The organism is Streptomyces sp. CA-294286 (assembly GCF_050947155.1).
Lineage (GTDB): Bacteria > Actinomycetota > Actinomycetes > Streptomycetales > Streptomycetaceae > Streptomyces.
The window spans coordinates 5,023,811-5,038,436 of the sequence record NZ_CP192005.1 but is presented as its reverse complement, the minus strand read 5'-3'; the positions used below and the strand labels follow the sequence as shown (position 1 = coordinate 5,038,436).

At 71.7% G+C, this 14,626-nt stretch carries 11 protein-coding genes and 1 pseudogene; 6 read left to right on the top strand and 6 right to left on the bottom strand.

Going from position 1 to position 14,626, the window contains the following annotated elements; all coding sequences use genetic code 11:
• Nucleotides 1–656: 656 nt before the first annotated feature.
• Nucleotides 657–1,325, top strand: coding sequence for a transglycosylase SLT domain-containing protein (locus ACQPZG_RS26960; protein WP_433548301.1), 669 nt, complete (start codon nt 657–659; stop codon nt 1,323–1,325).
• A 76-nt stretch (nt 1,326–1,401) separates the two neighbouring features.
• On the opposite strand, the gene ACQPZG_RS26955 is transcribed toward ACQPZG_RS26960, so the two are convergent.
• Complete coding sequence (locus ACQPZG_RS26955) at nt 1,402–3,975, bottom strand: FHA domain-containing protein (protein WP_433548300.1); 2,574 nt, start codon at nt 3,973–3,975, stop codon at nt 1,402–1,404.
• A 274-nt stretch (nt 3,976–4,249) separates the two neighbouring features.
• Between ACQPZG_RS26955 and ACQPZG_RS26950 the strand changes: the two genes are divergently transcribed.
• A complete protein-coding gene (locus ACQPZG_RS26950; protein ID WP_433548299.1) occupies nt 4,250–5,983 on the top strand; it encodes a streptophobe family protein in 1,734 nt (577 codons plus the stop codon).
• A gap of 228 nt (nt 5,984–6,211) precedes the next feature.
• Nucleotides 6,212–7,426: a phosphoserine phosphatase SerB gene (gene serB, locus ACQPZG_RS26945; RefSeq protein WP_433548298.1), complete on the top strand. Its 1,215-nt coding sequence runs from the start codon at nt 6,212–6,214 to the stop codon at nt 7,424–7,426.
• 103 nt (nt 7,427–7,529) lie between these two features.
• Here serB and ACQPZG_RS26940 read toward each other — a convergent pair whose 3' ends face one another.
• The 4 genes from ACQPZG_RS26940 to ACQPZG_RS26925 form a co-directional block, all read right to left on the bottom strand.
• A complete protein-coding gene (locus tag ACQPZG_RS26940) occupies nt 7,530–8,048 on the bottom strand; it encodes a SixA phosphatase family protein (RefSeq protein ID WP_433548297.1) in 519 nt (172 codons plus the stop codon).
• A gap of 81 nt (nt 8,049–8,129) precedes the next feature.
• The gene (locus ACQPZG_RS26935) at nt 8,130–8,336 is read right to left on the bottom strand and encodes a hypothetical protein (protein ID WP_433548296.1); all 207 of its coding nucleotides are present in this window, start codon (nt 8,334–8,336) and stop codon (nt 8,130–8,132) included.
• A gap of 154 nt (nt 8,337–8,490) precedes the next feature.
• Nucleotides 8,491–8,607 carry an SGM_5486 family transporter-associated protein gene (locus tag ACQPZG_RS26930; protein WP_433548295.1) on the bottom strand — a complete coding sequence of 39 codons (117 nt, stop codon included), beginning with the start codon at nt 8,605–8,607 and terminating at the stop codon, nt 8,491–8,493.
• Between the two features lie 66 nt (nt 8,608–8,673).
• Complete coding sequence (locus ACQPZG_RS26925) at nt 8,674–10,017, bottom strand: CynX/NimT family MFS transporter (RefSeq protein ID WP_433548294.1); 1,344 nt, start codon at nt 10,015–10,017, stop codon at nt 8,674–8,676.
• 102 nt (nt 10,018–10,119) lie between these two features.
• Here ACQPZG_RS26925 and ACQPZG_RS26920 point away from each other — a divergent pair, with 102 nt between their 5' ends.
• A complete protein-coding gene (locus ACQPZG_RS26920) occupies nt 10,120–10,818 on the top strand; it encodes a FadR/GntR family transcriptional regulator (RefSeq protein ID WP_433548293.1) in 699 nt (232 codons plus the stop codon).
• A gap of 109 nt (nt 10,819–10,927) precedes the next feature.
• Here the strand turns inward: ACQPZG_RS26920 and ACQPZG_RS26915 are convergent.
• Nucleotides 10,928–11,284: pseudogene (locus ACQPZG_RS26915) on the bottom strand (hypothetical protein); the annotation flags it as partial.
• Between the two features lie 233 nt (nt 11,285–11,517).
• Between ACQPZG_RS26915 and ACQPZG_RS26910 the strand changes: the two are divergent.
• Both ACQPZG_RS26910 and ACQPZG_RS26905 read left to right on the top strand, forming a co-directional pair.
• Nucleotides 11,518–12,948 (top strand): amidohydrolase family protein, encoded by a 1,431-nt coding sequence (locus ACQPZG_RS26910; protein ID WP_433548292.1) that lies wholly within the window; start codon nt 11,518–11,520, stop codon nt 12,946–12,948.
• A 218-nt stretch (nt 12,949–13,166) separates the two neighbouring features.
• Nucleotides 13,167–14,624: a nucleobase:cation symporter-2 family protein gene (locus ACQPZG_RS26905; protein WP_433548291.1), complete on the top strand. Its 1,458-nt coding sequence runs from the start codon at nt 13,167–13,169 to the stop codon at nt 14,622–14,624.
• The last annotated feature ends 2 nt before the right edge of the window (nt 14,625–14,626 follow it).

Here is a 14,626-nt window from a genome sequence, read left to right as displayed (position 1 = left end):
TGCGTGTGCGGGCGGGGTGCTCTCGGGGTGCGAGGGGGCCGGGCACGACGACGTCGAACAAGGCTCCTGAGCCGGGGGCTGCCCCGCTCCCGGTGGGCCGACCGGTGTTTCCGGGGGTGCCGGACGGGGATGGCGGGCGGGTCGGGGCCTGGTCATGCGGTCACCGTACCGGCGGTGGCACGGCGGGGGCATCGGGCCCGGGGCTGTCGGCGGGCGGGCCCGCGACCTAGGTCCGAGGGCGGGCGGGGGCGGGTCTCGGGACCGAGACGGACGGTTGCGGGTCTGCCGGGACGCACCGTCGGGGCGGTCGGGCGTGCTCCCGCGGCGCCCTCCCACCCGGGGAGGAGGCTTCGGGGCGTGCCCTGGTACCAGGGGATGACAGTCGTCACGGAGAGCTTTGCGGTCGTGACCTTTCGTGAGTTCGGCGGCTGCCCGATGTGAGCCCGCGCATAGGACACAGGTCACTTACGAAGCCGTGTAGTCGACGATTGAACGCGCTCTGAGCGGGCAGGGCGGGGGTCCGGGACGGTCCTGCGGCGACCCCGCTCCACTATCGCGCTTCGTACACAGCGTCTTTGCCTGCGCATTTTGCGGCCGCTAACAATGGCTGCCGTCGCGCACTCCGCGGCACTTCCCCGTCCGAGAGGTTCGTCTGCATGTCCGCCAACTCTGGCCATGGTCGCCTGACCAAGACCCACCGGGTCTCGATCGCCGGCGTCGCCGCTCTCGGCGCCGCTTCCCTCGCGCTCACCCTGCTGCCCGGCGGCGAAAGCGCCGAGGCCGGGGTGCAGCACGTGGCGCCGGTCGCGATGGTCGCCTCCCAGGACAGCGGCACCGCCAAGGCCAGCATCGCCGCCCAGCACGCCGCCGCCGACAAGCGGGCCAAGGACGCCGCTGCCGCGAAGGCCAAGGCCGAGGCGAAGGCGAAGGCCGAGGCGAAGGCGAAGAAGCGTGCCGCGACCAAGGCGGCGGCCTCCCGGGCCGCCGCGCGCAAGCCGGTGTACGCGAACAACCTGGACGGCTGGATCCGTGAGGCGCTGGCCGTGATGAAGGCGAAGGGCATCCCCGGCTCGTACGAGGGACTGCACCGCAACATCATGCGCGAGTCGACCGGCAACCCCCGGGCGAAGAACGGCTGGGACATCAACGCGCAGAACGGCACCCCCTCGGTCGGCCTGCTCCAGGTCATCCAGCCGACGTTCAACGCCTACCACGTGCCGGGCACCCCGCACGACATCTACCACCCGGTCTCCAACATCACGGCCGCGGCCAACTACGCCGCCGACCGGTACGGCTCGATCGACAACGTCAACGGCGCCTACTGATACGTACCGGCGCACGGAAGAAGGGCGGCCCCCGGAGCATTCCGGGGGCCGCCCTTTCGTCGCATGCGCTAGCGGGTCACTTGCGCATGACCTCGGGCTCGTGCCGGCGCAGCAGGCGCGCGACCACGAAGCCGCAGATCACACCGAGGGCCAGCAGGACCGTGATGTTCATCCCCCACTGGGAGGCGGTGCTCTCCCAGAGCGGGTCGAGGTCGGTCGGGTTCTTCTGGTCCCACGGCGGCATCAGGTGCGCCAGGTCCAGCGTGGTGCCCGCGGCGGCGATCGCCCAGCGGGACGGCATCAGCCAGGCGAACTGCTCCAGGCCGATCTGGCCGTACACCTGGAAGAGGATGCCGGTGAAGACCACCTGCACGATGGCGAACATGACGAGGAGCGGCATCGTCTTCTCGGAGGTCTTCACCAGCGAGGAGATGACGAGGCCGAACATCATCGAGGTGAAGCCGAGCGCGATGACGGAGAGGCAGATCTCGACCGCCGGCGGCATGATCAGGCCCTCTTCCGGGAGGGCCCGGGTGGAGAAGCCGATCGCGCAGATGATGACGCCCTGGATGGCCGTGATCACGCCGAGGACGAGGACCTTGGACATCAGGTACGCGGAACGGGAGAGACCGGTGGCCCGTTCGCGCTCGTAGATCACCCGTTCCTTGATCAGCTCGCGGACCGAGTTCGCGGCGCCGGAGAAGCACATGCCGACCGCGAGGATCAGCATGATCGTTCCCGCGTCGCCGTTGAACCGGGACGGCGGCTTGGGCGGGCCGAGGCCGAAGTCGGCCGGGATGACGACGCTGACCAGGCCGAGCACGGCCGGCAGGATCACCATCAGGCCCATGAAGCCCTTGTCCGACGCGATGACGGAGACGTAGCGCCGCACCAGCGTCGTCAGCTGCGCACCCCAGCCCTGCGGCTTCGGCGGGCGCATCTGCTGCGCCGGCGGCATGTGTACGGGCTGGGCCGCGACGGCGTCGATGTCCGCGGCGTACATCTGGTAGTGCTGCGAGCCGCGCCAGCGGCCCGCCCAGTCGTAGTCGCGGTAGTTCTCGAACGCGGAGAAGACGTCGGCCCAGGTGCTGTAGCCGAAGAAGTTGAGCGCTTCCTCCGGGGGGCCGAAGTACGCGACGGATCCGCCGGGCGCCATCACCAGGAGCTTGTCGCAGATGGCCAGCTCGGCCACCGAGTGGGTCACGACCAGGACCGTGCGGCCGTCGTCGGCGAGACCGCGCAGCAGCTGCATGACGTCGCGGTCCATGCCCGGGTCGAGGCCCGAGGTGGGCTCGTCCAGGAAGATCAGCGAGGGCTTGGTCAGCAGCTCCAGGGCCACCGAGACGCGCTTGCGCTGGCCACCGGAGAGGGAGGTGACCTTCTTCTCCTTGTGGATGTCCAGCTTGAGTTCGCCGAGGACCTCGTCGATCCGCTGGTTGCGCTCCGCCTCGGAGGTGTCCGCGGGGAAGCGCAGCTTGGCGGCGTACTTGAGGGCCTTCTTGACGGTCAGTTCCTTGTGCAGGATGTCGTCCTGCGGGACCAGACCGATGCGCTGGCGCAGCTCGGCGAACTGCTTGTAGAGGTTCCGGTTGTCGTAGAGGACGTCGCCCTTGTTGGCGGGCCGGTAACCGGTGAGCGCCTTGAGCAGCGTCGACTTTCCGGAGCCGGAGGGGCCGATGACCGCGATGAGGGACTTCTCGGGGACGCCGAAGGAGACGTCCTTGAGGATGTCCTTGCCGCCGTCGACCGTCACCGTGAGGTGGCGGGCGGAGAAGGAGACCTCACCGGTGTCGACGAACTCTTCGAGCCGGTCGCCGACGACGCGGAAGGTGGAGTGGCCGACGCCGACGATGTCGTTGGGGCCCAGCAGCGCCGTGCCGGACTTCTGCATCGGCTGGCCGTTGATGTACGTGCCGTTGTGCGAGCCGAGGTCGCGGATCTCCATGCGCCCGTCGGGCGTCGCGTGGAACTCGGCGTGCAGCCGGGAGACCTGGAGGTCGGAGACGACCAGCTCGTTCTCCAGGGCACGGCCGATGCGCATGACGCGGCCGAGCGCCATCTGGTGGAACGTCGTCGGGCTGCGGTCGCCGTAGACAGGCGGGGCCCCCGCGACTCCGCCGGCCTGGCCGCCCTGTCCCTGCGGCGCGTGCGCCTGGGCGGCGGGCGTCTGCTGGTACGGCGGCTGCTGACCCTGCTGGCCCTGCTGCTGCCAACTCGGCTGCTGCGCCTGCTGGGGCTGCTGCTGCCAGCTGGGCTGCTGCCGCTGCGGCGCCTGATGCGGCGCCTGATGCGGTGCTGCCTGCTGGTGCGCGGCCTGCGGCTGGTGCGTCTGCGGTACGGCGGAGGCCGCGCCGGGCGCGGCTCCCGAGAGCACCAGCCGCGGTCCGTCGGTGGCGTTGCCCAGGTGCACGCTGGACCCGGGGCCGATCTCCGTGTGGTGGACACGCTGGCCCTGCACGTACGTGCCGTTGGTGCTGCCGTGGTCTTCGATCACCCAGCTGTGGCCGCCCCAGCTGACCGAGGCATGCCGCCACGAGACCCGGGCGTCGTCTATCACCACGTCACCCTGGGGGTCGCGGCCGAGGGTGTACGACCGGGACGGATCGAGCGTCCAGGTCCTTCCATTCAATTCCAGTACGAGTTCCGGCACTCCATGCCCCACTAGTTGTCCCCCGTAGTTACGCCCGTCACCGGGAGTCTAGGGATGGTGAACATCGGGGGGAACTATTTCAGGCTCCGGCTCGAATACGAAAGTCGGGCCATGTGAAGAGGGGGTGCGCGGGGTCCGCGCGCGCCCGTTGACGCAGCCGAAACACGCCCGGAGAGTAGTAAGGGCCCATGAGTGCACATGACTCCGCATGACTGTGTACGGATCATGCACGGCCGGGCAACTCATGTCGTACCGGTACAGATCGGGTGGCCTGATGGATGCGAACGGTCGGGTCGGCGTGCGGTGGGGCGATGTTCTGCTCGCCTCGATTGCCTCGGTGAGCTGGGCTTTGGCCGGAATGGCGGGCGTCGCCGCGCTGGGTCTGCACCTGCTGGGCGCGGACGCGGCCGGGTCGTTGCGGGCCATGACGGCGGCGGTCGTCGTCCTCGCGGTGGGCGGCTCGGTCACCCCGGTCGGGAACGTCTCAGTCTTCGGGATCGACAGCGCCGCGGCGCGGACGGCCGTCGATATTGCGCCACTTGGGGTGGGTCTGGTCGGCGCGTTGCTCCTCTCCTTCTTCTTCCTGCGGTCGCTGAAAAGCGCGGGAGCGGAGATTCCGGGCGGCGAACTGGCCGTCCGGGCGGGTTCGGTCGTGGTGCTGTTCCTGGGCACGGTGGCCGGGCTCGCCTGGGCGGGTCACGACGTCATCACAATTGACGGCGGGAAGCTCGGAATCGACGCAATTCCCGGAAACGACCTTCCCGGCGGCATCCAGGACAGGCTCCCGGGGGCGGTCGGCGGCCTCCTCCCGGACCGGATCTCCGACCTCGTCGAAGCGAAGGCGACGGTCGGGTTCGGCGTCGATACGGCGGACTCGCTGCTCGGCGGCGCGGTGTGGGTGGTGGGCGTGCTGCTGATCGCGCTGCTCGCCTCGCGCCGTACGCCGTTGCCGCCCGGCTGGGACGCGGTGCACCGGGTGCTCCGGCCGGCCGCGTCCGCGCTGGTCGCCGTGGCGCTGCTGGCGGTGCTCGCGGGCGTCGCGGCTGCCGGGTACGCGGCGGCCGGCGACGACCACCCCGGCCGGGTGCTGGGCGCCGCGCTGCTCGGAGCCCCCAACGGGGTGTGGCTCGGGGTCGCGGTCGGGCTGTTCGTCCCCTGGCAGGGGCACGCGTCGGGGCAGCTGGCGAACGTCCTGCCGGCGCCCTTCGACGAGCTGCTGTCCGCGTCCGGCGACCGCGCGTTGAGCCTCGGGCGGCTCGCGGAGCTGGACGGGCGGGTGTGGCTGCTGGCCGTCGCCGCCGCCGTGGCGATGCTGTGCGCCGGGGTGGTCGCGGCGTCGCGGACACCGCGCGACGGGCTGTCGGCGGTGGAGTACGCGGGGCAGAGCGCGGTGGCGCTGGGGGCCGTGACCGGTGTCGGGCTGCCGCTGATGACGTGGCTGGCCGGGGTGTCGGCGGACGCGTCGCTGTCGGTGCTCGGCTTCGACGCCTTCGGAGCGGGGATCTCGCTGCGCGGGAACCTGGCGATGGCGTTGCTGCTGGGGGTGGCCTGGGGCGTGGGGGCGGGCGCGGCCGGAGCGCTGCTGGCCTGCGCGGCGCGGGTGGACGGCCGGCGGGCGGTACTGCCGAGGGAGCGCGGGAACGGGACGCCGGGGCCGGGCGGGGGGCAGCGGACGTACCCGGACCTGGCGTACGTGCCGGGGCCCTACCGTCCTTCGCCGGGGTACGGCCCCGCCCAGGACAGGACGAATCCGTATCTGCGGGCGGCGGACGGGGGTGGGACGGCGTCCTCGTCCTCGCCGCCGCCGACCGCAAGGCAGGGCTCGGCGCCGCACCGCGGGACGCGGGACGGCCGGCACACGGCACCGACGATCACGGGGATTCCCGGGCCGCCGAGGCCGCCGGGAGTGCCGGGGCGCGGGCGGCGGGGAGCCGTTCCGCCGGTGCCGCCGCCTCCGCCGCCGTCCGACGAGGGGCCGCCTCCGCCGGGGAGGCCCGGGGGGAGGTGAGGGACCGGCACGGTCCCGGGGGAACGCACGGGGCCCGCGGTGCTCGCCCCGCCCGTCCGCGCGGGCCCGCCTGCCGTTCGCGGTGCTCGCCCCGTCGTCCGCGCGGACCCGCCCCCGCCGTCCGCGCGGACCCGCGAGCCGTCCGCGCCGCACGGTCGCGCGCGGCGCTGTCCGCCAGTCGGGACGGGTGCCGGGGCCGCGGCACCGGGCCGATACGGTGGGGGCACCATGAGCGCACTGCCGAACAACGACGTCCCGACCCTCCTCGTGAAGATCTTCGGGAAGGACCGTCCCGGGATCACCGCCGGACTCTTCGACACCCTGGCCGCCTACAGCGTCGACGTCGTCGACATCGAGCAGGTCGTCACCCGTGGCCGCATCGTCCTGTGCGTGCTGGTGACCGAGCCGACCGTGGCCGCCGCGGGCGAACTGCGGGCGACCGTGCACAGCTGGGCCGACTCGCTGGATCTCCAGGCCGAGATCATCTCCGGTACGGGCGACAACCGGCCGCGCGGCAGTGGCCGTTCCCACGTCACCGTCCTCGGGCACCCGCTGACGGCCCAGTCGACGGCGGCCATAGCGGCCAGGATCACCGACACCGGTGGAAACATCGACCGTATCTTCCGGCTGGCCAAGTACCCGGTGACCGCAGTGGAGTTCGCGGTCTCCGGCACCGCTACGGAAACGCTGCGCACGGCCCTGGCGACCGCGGCGGCGGAGATCGGTGTGGACGTGGCCGTCGTGTCGGCGGGACTGCACCGGCGCGCCCAGCGGCTCGTCGTGATGGACGTCGATTCGACGCTCATTCAGGACGAGGTGATCGAGCTGTTCGCCGCGCACGCCGGCTGCGAGGCGCAGGTGGCCGCCGTCACCGAGCAGGCGATGCGCGGCGAACTCGACTTCGAGCAGTCGCTGCACGCGCGCGTGGCACTGCTGGAGGGGCTGGACGCCGGGGTGGTGGAGAAGGTCCGCGCGGAGGTGAGGATGACACCGGGCGCCCGGACCCTGGTGCGGACGCTGAAGCGGCTCGGATATCAAGTCGGCGTGGTGTCCGGGGGGTTCACCCAGGTCACCGATGCGCTGAAGGACGAGCTCTCGCTCGATTTCGCGTCCGCCAACACGCTGGAGATCGTCGACGGGAAGCTGACGGGCAAGGTCGTCGGGGAGGTCGTGGACCGGGCGGGCAAGGCACGGCTGTTGCGCCGGTTCGCCGAGCAGGCCGGGGTTCCGCTCGATCAGACGGTGGCGATCGGCGACGGCGCCAACGACCTCGACATGCTCAACACGGCGGGCCTGGGCGTCGCGTTCAACGCCAAGCCGGTGGTGCGACAGGCCGCCGACACCGCGGTGAACGTGCCGTTCCTGGACACCGTCCTGTACCTGCTGGGCATCACCCGCGAAGAGGTCGAGGCAGCGGACGGGGACGTCGTCCACCTGCACTGAGGGCGGGCCGCACCCCTGCGCGCGGGCGGAGCGGGAAGGAAGAGGGCCCCGGGGAGCACATGCTTCCCGGGGCCCTGCTGGTACGAGGTGCGGCGGACGCGGATCAGTCGTGCGGCGCCCAGTAGCCCGTCAGCCTGCCCACTCCGTGCTCCACCGACTTCCACGAGCCGGTGAACTCGACGACGGCGTACGTCGCCGTGGGGAAGCCGCTCCGGGTCATCCGGGCCCGTGTCTCGGGGTCGGCCTGGCCGGCGAGGGCGTCGGCCAGGGCGTGCATCCCGGGGTTGTGGCCGATGAGGAGGAGGCCCGTCACGTCGTCGGGGGTCTCGTTGACGAGGGCGATGAGTTCGCCGAGAGAGGCTTCGTAGAGCCGGTCCTCATAGACGGTCTTCGGTCGGCGCGGCATCTCCTGCACGGCCAGCTTCCAGGTCTCGCGCGTCCTGGTGGCGGTCGAGCACAGGGCCAGGTCGAAGGCGAGGCCGGTGTCGGCCAGCTTCCGCCCTGCGGTGGCGGCATCCCTGCGGCCCCGGTCGGCGAGCGGTCGCTCCAGGTCGGACGCATCTGACCACTCGGCTTTGGCGTGCCGGAGAAGGACGATCCTGCGGGGTGTGTCGGCGCTCATGCACCCCAGCTTCGCATGAAACGCGCGCCGGGGCCCGGGGAGTTGGTGCGCTCCCCCACCACGGGTGAACGGCTGGATCCGTCAGAGCGACAGCGCGCCGAGGATCCGCTCCACCAGGTACGCGAGACCCGGGGCGTCCGACGCGGAAACCGTGGCGCTCGCGTGGCCGGATCCGGCCGTCAGGACGAGCAGGACGGCGAAGGCGACGGCCGGGAGCACCACGGACCACCAGGGGAGGCGGTTGCCGAGGGCGGCGGTGCGGCGGGCGGGGTGCGTGGGGGCCGACATGGGCCGCCTCCGTGGTGTGCGGTATCCGGTGGGACACCTCGAACCTACGGAGTACGAGCGCCCGCGCCCATCCGGAGGACTCCCCATTCACCCCTGAGTACAGCCCCCTAGGGGAGGGTGGGGACAGCCCCACCCCCGGCGCCGTCTTCGCCGGTCACGGGGAGAGGACCATGGCGACGACGGCGATGATCACGGTGATGGCGAGCATGGCGCCGAGCACGTACAGGAGCTTCTTGCGGCCGTTCGGGGGGTGCGGGTCGAGTACAGGCATGACAGCCAGTCTCGCACCTTTCGTCCCTCCCCCGCCGCCGGACCTGCCGGTGGACCGGGGTCCCGGTCAGGCGGCCAGTTCGGTCTCGATCGTGCGGTTGCGGCCGGCCAGGACACCGGCGGCCATCTGCGGCAGCATCAGTGCGGCCATGAGCGCGATGGGCAGCCCCCAGCCGCCGGTCACGTCGTGCAGTACGCCGATGAGCAGGGGGCCCGGGATGGAGATGAGGTAGCCGACGCTCTGCGCGAAGGCCGACAGCCTGACGACGCCCTGGTGGCTCTTGGCGCGCAGCCCGATCATGGTGAGGGCCAGCGGGAACGCGCAGTTGGAGATGCCGAGCAGGAGGGCCCACGCCCAGGCGCCGCTCGCCGGGGCGAGGTAGAGGCCCGCGTATCCGGACAGTCCGCACAGGCCCAGGACGAGGACGACGGGGCCCTGGCTGGGGAGGCGGGTGGCGACCCGCGGGATGACGAAGGCGAGGGGGATGCCCATCGCCATGGTGAGGGCCAGCAGCATGCCGGAGGTGCCGGCGGAGAGGCCGGCGTCGCGGAAGATCTGCGGCATCCAGCCCATGGTGATGTACGCGGCGGTGGCCTGGAGGCCGAAGAAGCAGGCCAGCGCCCAGGCGGTGCGGCTGCGGACCATGGGCAGGGCGGGAACGGGGGCCGGGGCCCCGGCGGCGGACTCCGCGGCCTCGGCTCCCGGGGTCCGCGGGCGCGGCTCGGTGCCGGCGGGCCGGGCCCGGTCGCGTCCGTGCCGGACGGCCAGCGGCAGCCAGACGCACAGGGCGACCGCGGCGAGGATGCCCCACACGGCGAGGCCGGTCTGCCAACTGCCGCCCAGCGCCCTGGTCATGGGGACGGTGGACAGGGCGGCCAGCGAGGTGCCGATGGCCAGGGCCATGGAGTACAGGCCGGTCATCGTGGAGACCCGGTCCGGGAACCACTGCTTGACGATCGCCGGCAGCAGGATGTTGCTGACGGCGATGCCGACGAGGGCGAGCGCACTGGCGGCCAGGAAGCCCGCCGTGCCGCCGGCGTACGGGCGCAGGAACAGGCCGATCGCGATGGCGGTCATGCCCGCGCAGACGATGGCGGCGGGGCCGAACCGGCGGGCGAGGCGCGGCGCCATGATGCCGAAGACCGCGAAGCACAGGGACGGTACGGAGGTGACGAGGCCGGCGACGGTGCCGCTCATCCCGAGCCCCTTGCGGACCTCTTCGAGGAGGGGGCCGAGGCTGGTGATGGCGGGCCGGAGGTTGAGCGCGGCGAGGACCAGGCCGACGACCATGAGGCGCAGGAGCCAGACCGAGCGGTGCGGCTTCCCGTCCGGACTCCGCGGGGCGGCCGTACGGGGCTCGCGTGCGGTGCGGGGCTCGGGGCTCAGGGTCCGGGTTTCGTCGGCAGGCATGTGAACCATCATAGAATCATGGGATGATTGGTTGTCCAATCGCTTCCCGGCCGGAGCCCCCGACGGCGCCCGCGCCCTCTCCGACCCCGAACGAGGAGCATCATGACGCTGACCTCTGCCCGGCGTTCCGCACTCTCCGACCAGGTGATCAGCGCCCTGCGGAACCAGATCACCTCCGGCGAGTGGCCCGTGGGCTCACGCATTCCGACCGAGCCCGAGCTGGTCGAGCAGCTGGGGGTGGCCCGCAACACCGTCCGCGAGGCGGTGCGCGCGCTCGCGCACAACGGCCTCCTGGACATCCGGCAGGGCTCGGGCACGTACGTACGGGCGACCAGCGAGCTGGCAGGGGTCATGCACCGCCGCTTCGCGGACGCCGATCCGCTGCACATCGCCGAGCTGCGCTCCACCCTGGAGTCCTCGGCCGGGCGGCTGGCCGCGCAGCGCCGCACCGACAAGGACGTCCGGCAGCTGGACGCGCTGCTCGCGCGACGCGAGAAGGCATGGGCGTCGGGGGACGCGGAGCAGTTCGTGACGGCGGACGCCTCGCTGCACCTGGCGGTGGTGACGGCCTCCCACAACGACGTGCTGATCGGGTTGTACGCCGACCTCGGCGACCTGCTGCGGGACTGGCTGCGGGACGACGTCGGACACGAGCTGCGGGACGAGGACCACATGGACCACAGCCGGCTGATCGAGGCGATCCGGGCCGGGGACGCGGAGACGGCGGCGTCCGAGGCGGCCGGTTACGCGTTGAGCTGCCTGTCGGAGCGCGGCTGCCGCACGGCGGGCGCGCCCGGCTGAGTCAGTCGCCGGCGGGGTGCCGTTCGAGCAGTTCCCCGGTGAGCCGCGGGTCGAAGTGGCGGCCGGGCTCCCGGACGTGATCCGGTGCGTGGGGCGGGTGCGCGTGCTCGGGGGCGCGCGCGTGGGTGACCCAGGTACTGCTCACCTCCTTCCAGCAGCGGCCGGTCAGCCGTACGGTCTCGGCGGGGCCCACGGCGACCGGAGCGCTGTCCCCGTCGATGTCCCACCAGCGCCTGCACTCCGTGTGCAGTTGGACCAGGTCGGTCTCGGGGTACGGGTTGTGGCAGTACGCGACGGACTCGGAGCGCTCGATCGAGGTTCGGCAGAAGGCACCGAAGGGGACCGGGCGCGAGGAGTCGGGGGCGGCGGCCGGAGCTGCGGGCGTCCGGGGTCCGTCGGATATCGAGGCGTGCGCGGCCGCCCCGGCGAGGCAGGCGGCCAGGGCGATCGAGGACACCGCGAGCACCGCGCGTCCTCCGTGTCTGCCGTATGTCGTCACTGGCTGCCCCCGCCTTCTCTTCTGCGCTCCACACCCGAACCGATACATCCCGTTTCGGACAGTCTGCGGTGGTTGTGCCTGGTTTTCGACTTGAGGGGGGCCTGACGAGCGCGTTCCGTCGCGGAGGGTTGACAGGCCGATTGGCCTGAATATGTTACATGCAACATTGAGCATGCTGCCGACCTTCCGGGAGGACCTCCATGCACGCCACACATCCCACGGACTCCGCGCGCCCGCTCGCCTGCGACCTTCTGCTGTCGGGCGGCCGGGTGGTGACCGTCGACGGGCGCAGGTCGGTGCACGAGCCGGGGTCGGTGGCCGTCTCGGGCAACCGGGTGGTGGCGGTCGGTCCCGCCTCCGAGGTCGACGCGCAGTGGCGGGCGGCGCGGACGGTGGACTGCCGGGGCAGGGCCGTGCTGCCGGGATTCGTCGACGGGCACTCGCACCTGTTCCAGGCCCTGGCCAGGGGCATGGGCGAGGGTCTGTCGATCTGGCCCTGGCTGTGCGAGTTCATGTGGCCGTACGCGATGGCCGTGGACCCCGAGGACGCCCGGGTGGCGGCCACGCTCGGGGCGGTGGAGGCGCTGCGCTCGGGCATCACCACGGTGATCGACAACCACTACGCGCCGACGGACGCGGACACCGTCCTCGCCGTGGCCCGCGCCGTGGAATCGGCCGGTCTGCGGGGCGCGATCGCGCGCGGGATGCTCGGCCGCAGGACGGAGGTCGCCTCGGCGCGGGGGCTTCCGGACGCGCTGTACCGCTACTCCACGCAGGAGGAGCTCGACATCACGCGGGACTGCATGCAACGCCGTCCACGACACTCCGCGATGGTCGAGATCTGGCCCGCACCGCTCAATCTGAGCTACGTCGACCAGGACCTCGTCCGGGGAGCCGTCGAGCTGGCGGCGGAGTTCGGCACCCGCTGGCACACGCACTGCTCGGAGGGCGCCAAGGATCCGTCGAGCTACCTGAAGGCGTACGGCGTACGGCCGGTGGAGTGGCTCGCCCGGGAGGGGCTGCTCGACGAGCGGGCCACCCTGGCGCACGCGATCTGGCTGGACGACGCCGAGGTCGAGCACGTGGGCGAGCACCGGGCCGGGATCTCGCACAACCCGGTCTCCAACGCGTACCTGGCCTCCGGGGTGATGCGGCTGCGCGATCTGCGGGACGCGGGCGCGGTGGTGTCGCTGGGCACCGACGGGCCGAGCGCGGGTCACCGTCAGGACATGTTCGAGGTGATGAAGCAGACGCTGTTCGGCCAGCGTCAGCACCACCTCGACCCGGCCGCCGCCCGCTGCGAGGAGGCCCTGGAGCTGGCGACGCGCGAGGGCGGCAGGTACGCGGGCACCGGGACCGGCTCCCTGACCGTCGGCGCGCCGGCGGACCTCGCGGTCGTCACCCTCGACCGGCCCCACCTGCGGCCCGTGCACCGCACCGTCGCCACGCTCGTCCACTCGGCGCGCGGCAGCGACGTGGAGATGACGGTCGTGGACGGGCGGGTGGTCTTCGAGGAGGGCCGCTGCGTGCTGGTGGACGAGGCGGCCCTCCTCGAAGAGGCCCAGGAGCGGGCCGAACGGCTGCTCGTGCGCGCCGGTCTCGACGCGCTGCGCAGCTCCTGGCAGCGCTGAGGACCGTACGCGACCCGTCCGCCCTCCGTACCTTCACGGGCCTCCCGGGCACGAGCCTGCGAGCACCGGGGCCCTTCCGGATCCCACAGACCTCCCGAGCACCACAAGCCTCCCGAAGACCTTATTCGCAGGACCCACGGCTGCCCGTCCGCGGCCCCCGTACGTGCGCACACAGGAACCCCCGCCGTCACCGCACGGCGGGTGGAGGGAGAACGCACATGTCCCGCACCACAGAACAGGGCACCTCGGAGCAGGGATGGGCGGACGACCAGTCGGCCGACCCGGTGGAGGCGGTGCCTTCCGTGTGGCGGCTCGCCGTCTACGGGCTGCAGCACGTGCTCGCCTTCTACGCCGGAGCGGTGGTGATGCCGCTGCTGGTCGCGCAGGGAGTCGGCCTGCCGGACAAGGACATCGGGATGCTGGTCAACGCGTCACTGCTGACCTGCGGCATCGCCACGCTCATGCAAGCAGTGGGCTTCAAGGGGGTCGGCATCAAGCTGCCGATCGTGCAGGGCACTTCGACCACCGCGGTGCCCTCGCTCGTCTCGGTGGGGCTGGCGGCCGGCGGCGCGAAGGCCGGGATGCCGACGGTGCTGGGGGCGGTGATCGCGGCGGGGCTCGCCCTGTTCGTGATCGCGCCGGTCTTCAGCAAGCTGGTGAAGTACTTCCCGCCGCTGGTCACGGGCACGATTGTGACGATCGTCGGCATCACGCTGCTCGGCGTGGCCGCCCGCCAGGTGGGCGGTGGCGATCCGAGCGCGGAGACCTTCGGCTCGCCCGGCCAGCTGGGCATGGCCGCGGTGACCTTCGTGGTCATCCTGCTGCTGTATAAGTTCTCGCGCGGGTTCATGGCCACCGTCGCCGTCCTGGCGGGGCTGGTCATCGGTACGACGGTCGCCGCGGTGCTGGGGAAGACGGACTTCTCCAGGATCGGTGAGGCCTCGTGGTTCGGGATGGCGGCGCCGCTGCACTACGGGGTCGAGTTCGACACCCTCGCGATCCTGGCCCTCTTCATGGTGATGATCATCGTGGCGGTGGAGTCCATCGGCCAGTTCTTCGCGGTCGGCGAGATCGTCGGGCGCGAGGTGGACGGCAAGGGCGTCACCAGGGCGCTGCGGGCGGACGGCCTGGCCACGGCGGTCGCCGGTGTCCTCAACTCGTTCCCCAGCACCGTCTACTCGCAGAACATCGGGCTGATCCGGCTCACCCGGGTCAAGAGCCGCTGGATCATCGCCTCGGCGGGCGTGATCATGATCCTCTTCGGCCTGGTGCCCAAGATAGGGGCGGTGGTCGCCTCCATGCCGGCATCGGTGCTCGGCGGCGCCACGATCGTGCTGTTCGCGACGATCGGCGTGGTCGGCATCCAGATCCTCCTCCAGGCCGACCTCACCGACCAGCGGAACACCATTCTGGTGGCCGCGAGCCTGGGCATCGGCTTCCTGCCGACGGCGTTCCCGCAGTTCGCCGAGCAGATGCCCACCCGGCAACTGCATGCACTCTTCGAGAGCGGAATCATCCTCGGAACGATCACCGCGGTCCTTTTGAACCTGTTCTTCCACCATGTGCCGCTGCCGTCGCGACGGAAGAAGGAGGAGGAACCCGTTGACCCGTCGGAACATTACATGCAACATGAAGTGCACACGGAGAAGACAGCGTCCGAGTCCGACACCGTGTGACA

Excerpts from the sequence above, each read along its gene's own strand:
- ACQPZG_RS26960 (WP_433548301.1), top strand. The coding sequence starts at position 657 with ATGTCCGCCAACTCTGGCCATGGTCGCCTGACCAAGACCCACCGGGTC.
- ACQPZG_RS26950 (WP_433548299.1), top strand. The coding sequence starts at position 4,250 with ATGGATGCGAACGGTCGGGTCGGCGTGCGGTGGGGCGATGTTCTGCTC.
- serB (WP_433548298.1), top strand. The coding sequence starts at position 6,212 with ATGAGCGCACTGCCGAACAACGACGTCCCGACCCTCCTCGTGAAGATC.
- ACQPZG_RS26940 (WP_433548297.1), bottom strand. The coding sequence starts at position 8,048 with ATGAGCGCCGACACACCCCGCAGGATCGTCCTTCTCCGGCACGCCAAA.
- ACQPZG_RS26935 (WP_433548296.1), bottom strand. The coding sequence starts at position 8,336 with ATGTCGGCCCCCACGCACCCCGCCCGCCGCACCGCCGCCCTCGGCAAC.
- ACQPZG_RS26930 (WP_433548295.1), bottom strand. The coding sequence starts at position 8,607 with ATGCCTGTACTCGACCCGCACCCCCCGAACGGCCGCAAGAAGCTCCTG.
- ACQPZG_RS26925 (WP_433548294.1), bottom strand. The coding sequence starts at position 10,017 with ATGCCTGCCGACGAAACCCGGACCCTGAGCCCCGAGCCCCGCACCGCA.
- ACQPZG_RS26920 (WP_433548293.1), top strand. The coding sequence starts at position 10,120 with ATGACGCTGACCTCTGCCCGGCGTTCCGCACTCTCCGACCAGGTGATC.
- ACQPZG_RS26910 (WP_433548292.1), top strand. The coding sequence starts at position 11,518 with ATGCACGCCACACATCCCACGGACTCCGCGCGCCCGCTCGCCTGCGAC.
- ACQPZG_RS26905 (WP_433548291.1), top strand. The coding sequence starts at position 13,167 with ATGTCCCGCACCACAGAACAGGGCACCTCGGAGCAGGGATGGGCGGAC.